This is a genomic window from Nostoc sp. CHAB 5715 (genome assembly GCF_020829685.1).
Taxonomy (GTDB): domain Bacteria; phylum Cyanobacteriota; class Cyanobacteriia; order Cyanobacteriales; family Nostocaceae; genus Nostoc.
On record NZ_JAIVFR010000635.1, the window covers coordinates 1 to 4510 of the forward strand.

At 39.8% G+C, this 4510-nt stretch carries 5 protein-coding genes and 1 pseudogene; all 6 read left to right on the forward strand.

The window, feature by feature from the left end:
• A pseudogene (locus tag LC574_RS27845) lies at nt 1-798 on the forward strand (carbamoyltransferase HypF); the annotation flags it as partial.
• A gap of 78 nt (nt 799-876) precedes the next feature.
• Nucleotides 877-1152 (forward strand): HypC/HybG/HupF family hydrogenase formation chaperone, encoded by a 276-nt coding sequence (locus LC574_RS27850; RefSeq protein WP_229456906.1) that lies wholly within the window; start codon nt 877-879, stop codon nt 1150-1152.
• A 245-nt stretch (nt 1153-1397) separates the two neighbouring features.
• On the forward strand, nt 1398-2576 hold the full coding sequence (gene hypD, locus LC574_RS27855) for a hydrogenase formation protein HypD (RefSeq protein WP_229456907.1): 1179 nt from the start codon (nt 1398-1400) through the stop codon (nt 2574-2576).
• A 60-nt stretch (nt 2577-2636) separates the two neighbouring features.
• Nucleotides 2637-3740 (forward strand): hydrogenase expression/formation protein HypE, encoded by a 1104-nt coding sequence (gene hypE / locus LC574_RS27860; protein ID WP_229456908.1) that lies wholly within the window; start codon nt 2637-2639, stop codon nt 3738-3740.
• 20 nt (nt 3741-3760) lie between these two features.
• Nucleotides 3761-4102, forward strand: a complete 342-nt coding sequence (locus LC574_RS27865) for a hydrogenase maturation nickel metallochaperone HypA (RefSeq protein ID WP_229456909.1) — start codon at nt 3761-3763, stop codon at nt 4100-4102.
• On the forward strand, nt 4093-4510 hold a 418-nt coding region (locus LC574_RS27870; protein WP_306422167.1), incomplete at its 3' end, for a GTP-binding protein. The genes LC574_RS27865 and LC574_RS27870, both read left to right, overlap by 10 nt.

Consider the following 4510-nt stretch of genomic DNA (forward strand, 5'->3'; position numbering starts at 1 on the left):
TTAGATGGTTTAGGTTACGGTGATGATGGTACACTCTGGGGCGGAGAACTTCTTTTAGCAGATTATCGGAAATTTCAGCGACTAGCAACATTTAAACCAGTAGCAATGATTGGTGGTGAACAAGCAATTTATCAGCCTTGGCGTAATAGCTACGCCCAATTAATAGCTGCTAACCTTTGGGATGATTGTCAACAACAGTATGCTGATTTAGAAATCATAAAATTTTTAGATAACAAGCCACTCAAACTACTCAATCAACTTATTGAGAAAAGAATTAACTCTCCTCCAGCATCTTCCGTGGGGCGATTGTTCGATGCAGTGGCGGCGGCTATCGGTATTTATAGAGAAGAATGTAGCTATGAAGGACAAGCTGCGATCGCAATGGAAGCTATAGTAGATGTAAGCAGCTTAAATAATGATAAAGAAACGCTAATTTATCCTTTTAACTTTAGCTTTTCAGATAAGATTTATTATATAGACCCGCGTCCAATGTGGCAAGCCTTGCTCCATGACTTACAGCAGCAGATTTCCCAACCAGTTATGGCTGCCAAATTTCACAAAGGTTTAGCTAACGCAATTGTGCAAATGGTTAAATATCTTTCTCAAGAAAATCTAATTTATCAGGTAGCCCTAACCGGAGGAGTATTCCAAAATTGTATATTGTTAGAGCAAGTTAGCAAACGATTACAAACATTGGGGATAAAAGTACTTACTCACAGCTTAGTTCCAGCTAATGACGGCGGATTATCTTTAGGACAAGCAGTTATTGCAGCCGCACAATTAGTAAATGAGTGTTGATATTTGACAAAATTTCTCTCACAAATAATTCTCTGTGTTCTCTGCGACTCTGCGGTTAGTTTATCTTAAAAAATAAAAATGTGCTTAGGAATTCCTGGACAAATTATAGAAATAACCAACGTTAACCACAAATTAGCCATAGTTAACATTGGTGGTGTTAAGCGCCAAGTAAATATTGCTTGTATCGTAGATGAACAACATCCCCCCGAAGCTTGTATTGGCGATTGGGTACTAGTGCATGTTGGCTTTGCCATGAATCGAATTAATGAACAAGAAGCGGCAGAAACATTACAACTATTTCAAGAACTAGCAGCAGCACAAGCAGGGATTAGTATTTATACCAATTCTGTATGAAGATACGCCTATAGTGTAAGAAATAAAGAACGAACCGCCAAGAGCGCCAAGTACGCCAAGAAATAAGAAATTAAGAGATTTAGTGCAGCTTCACAGAAAAATGGTATTAAATAATAAACTTTTCTTGTCTGACGTAAAGAAAGGGTTTAAAACTCACCTCTTTCTTCCTTGGCGTTCTTGGCGTCTTGGCGGTTCGTAAAAAAACTCCTTACCACAAAAGCGAAATTAACTATTCCCCAATCGTTATGAAATATGTTGATGAATTCCGCGAACCTGAAAAAGCTGAAGCCATACGCCGCGAAATCGCCAAATTAAGCAACCAGCTAGAAAAACCCATCAAAATCATGGAAGTATGCGGCGGACATACCCACTCCATATTTAAATATGGTATCGAAGAAATTTTACCCCAAACCATCGAACTAATTCATGGGCCTGGTTGTCCAGTATGCGTTATGCCAAAAGGGAGATTAGATGATGCGATCGCAATCTCCCAGAATCATAACGTCATTTTTGCCACTTTTGGCGACGCAATGCGAGTTCCTGGTTCCAAAACCACTTTACTGCAAGCCAGGGCACAAGGTGCAGACATCCGTATGGTGTACTCTCCCCTAGACAGCCTGCAAATTGCCAAAGATAACCCCGACAAAGAAGTAGTCTTCTTCGCATTAGGCTTTGAAACCACAGCCCCCAGCACCGCCTTCACTATTCTGCAAGCAGCAGCCGAAAAAATTCATAACTTTAGTATGTTTAGCAATCACGTCCTCGTGATTCCCGCCCTGAAAGCACTATTAGATAATCCCGACTTACAACTAGATGGATTTGTTGGGCCTGGCCATGTCAGCATGGTAATTGGCACTGACCCTTATAAATTTATTTCCCAACAATATAATAAGCCAATAGTCGTCTCAGGATTTGAACCCTTAGATATTCTCCAATCAATTTGGATGCTATTGCAACAGCTAGGAGAAAATCGTTGTGAAGTCGAAAACCAATATAACCGAATTGTCCAAAAATCTGGAAACACAGTAGCCCTGCAAGCCATAAATAAAGTTTTCGCCCTGCGAGATAGTTTTGATTGGCGCGGCTTAGGTGACATCCCCCATTCAGGATTACAAATTAAACCAGAATATGCCCAATTTGATGCCGAACTTAAATTTACCATTCCTAATCTCAAAGTAGCCGACCATAAAGCTTGTAAATGTGGAGAAATTCTCAAAGGAGTCTTAAAACCTTGGGAGTGTAAAGTATTCGGTACAGCTTGCACACCAGAAACACCCATTGGTACTTGCATGGTATCTTCCGAAGGCGCTTGTGCAGCCTATTACAAATATGGGCGAATCTCCACCATTGCCAAAAGAACAATCACCCAAAAACCAAAAATAACTCAAGAACCTCTCCCCGCCTGCGGCTTCTCCTCAGACTAATAATACTCCGCGTACCTTTGCGCTTCCCTCTGCGTCCCTTTGCGTTTAAAAAATTTTAATATGAATATTTCCCCCACAAACTCAATACAAAATCCCTTATTCCAAAAAATAGAACAAGTCCGCCGTCGCCAAAGTAAAGTGCAAGACACTCATATAACTCTCGCACATGGTAGCGGTGGTAAAGCCATGCGTGATTTAATAGATGATATCTTTATCAGCAATTTTGATAACCCAATTCTCTCACAACTAGAAGACCAAGCCAGCTTCAACTTAGCCCCTCTCCTCCAACAAGGAGACAGACTTGCATTTACAACAGATTCTTATGTTGTAGACCCGTTATTTTTTCCCGGAAGCGATATAGGAAAACTAGCTATAAACGGCACAGTTAATGATTTAGCTGTAAGCGGTGCTAAACCTTTATATTTAACTTGTAGCGTAATTTTAGAAGAAGGATTACCAGTAGAAACCTTACGGCGTGTCGCAGCCAGTATGAAAGCAGCCGCAAAAAAAGCTGGTATTCAAATTGTCACAGGTGACACAAAAGTTGTACATCGTGGTGCTGCCGATAAACTCTTTATTAATACTGCTGGTATTGGTATCATCCCGCGAGGATTTAGTATTTCCGCCCACAATATTCAACCTGGAGATGCAATAATAATTAATGGTGAAATAGGCAATCATGGGACAGCAATTTTAATTGCCCGTGGCGAATTAGCCTTAGACACTAATATTGAAAGTGACTGTCAGCCGTTGCATAGTTTAGTAGAAAATATTCTCCATACATGTCCCCAAATTCATGCTATGCGAGATGCTACACGCGGTGGTTTAGCTACAGTACTAAATGAATTTGCCCTCAGTTCTAATATAGGAATTCGTCTCTTTGAAGAATCTATCCCAGTGCGGGAAGAAGTCAACGGAGTTTGCGAAATTCTCGGTTTAGACCCGTTGTATTTAGCTAATGAAGGTAAGTTAGTTGTGGTGGTAGCAGCTAAATATGCAGAAACTGTTTTATCAGCTATGAAATTACACCCAGCAGGCAAAGATGCTTCTCTTATTGGCGAAGTTATTCTTTCACCTCCAGGTATCGTATTATTAAAAACAGTTTTTGGTGCTGAAAGGATTGTTGATATGTTGGTAGGCGACCAATTGCCACGAATTTGTTAAGATTTAATAGATTTTATAGTATGCACGAACTTGGAATTACCCAAAATATTGTGGCAATTGTGACTGAACATGCCAAAGGCGCAAAAGTGCAGCGAGTTTTATTAGAAATTGGCAAACTTTCAGCCATTATGCCAGACGCTATTCGATTTTGCTTTGATATTTGCACTCAAGGTACAGCTTTAGAAGAAGCGACATTAGAAATTTTGGAAATTCCTGGATTAGGGCGATGTCGCCAATGCGGTGCAGAAATTTATTTAGATAAACCATTTGGTATCTGTAACTGCGGTAGCATGCAATTAGATTTAATTACTGGTGAAGAACTGAAAATTAAAGAAATAGAAATAGAGGAATTATGTGTGTAACCTGCGGTTGTTCTGATGATGGTGAAACTAAAATTACCAATCTAGAAAAAGGTGAAGCTGAACATAACCATCATGATCATACTCACACTCTACCAGATGGTACTGTCATCACTCATTCCCACAGTCACGACACTCATATAGAAGCGTCTCAAATTCATGCCAAAATACACAACACAACGATATCCTTAGAACAGGATATTTTGGCAAAGAATAACTTGATAGCTGCCCAAAATCGGGGATGGTTTAAAGGTCGAAATATTCTCGCCTTAAATTTAATGAGTTCTCCTGGTGCTGGGAAAACAACTCTCTTAACGCGAACCATTAATGATTTAAAACATCAATTATCTATCAGTGTCATTGAAGGCGACCAAGAAACTGCTAACGATGCCAAAAAAATTCAAGAAACAG

Bases quoted from the DNA above. Each gene is read 5' to 3' on its own strand.
- hypE (WP_229456908.1), top strand. From the start codon at position 2,637: ATGAATATTTCCCCCACAAACTCAATACAAAATCCCTTATTCCAAAAA.
- hypD (WP_229456907.1), top strand. From the start codon at position 1,398: ATGAAATATGTTGATGAATTCCGCGAACCTGAAAAAGCTGAAGCCATA.
- LC574_RS27865 (WP_229456909.1), top strand. From the start codon at position 3,761: ATGCACGAACTTGGAATTACCCAAAATATTGTGGCAATTGTGACTGAA.
- LC574_RS27850 (WP_229456906.1), top strand. From the start codon at position 877: ATGTGCTTAGGAATTCCTGGACAAATTATAGAAATAACCAACGTTAAC.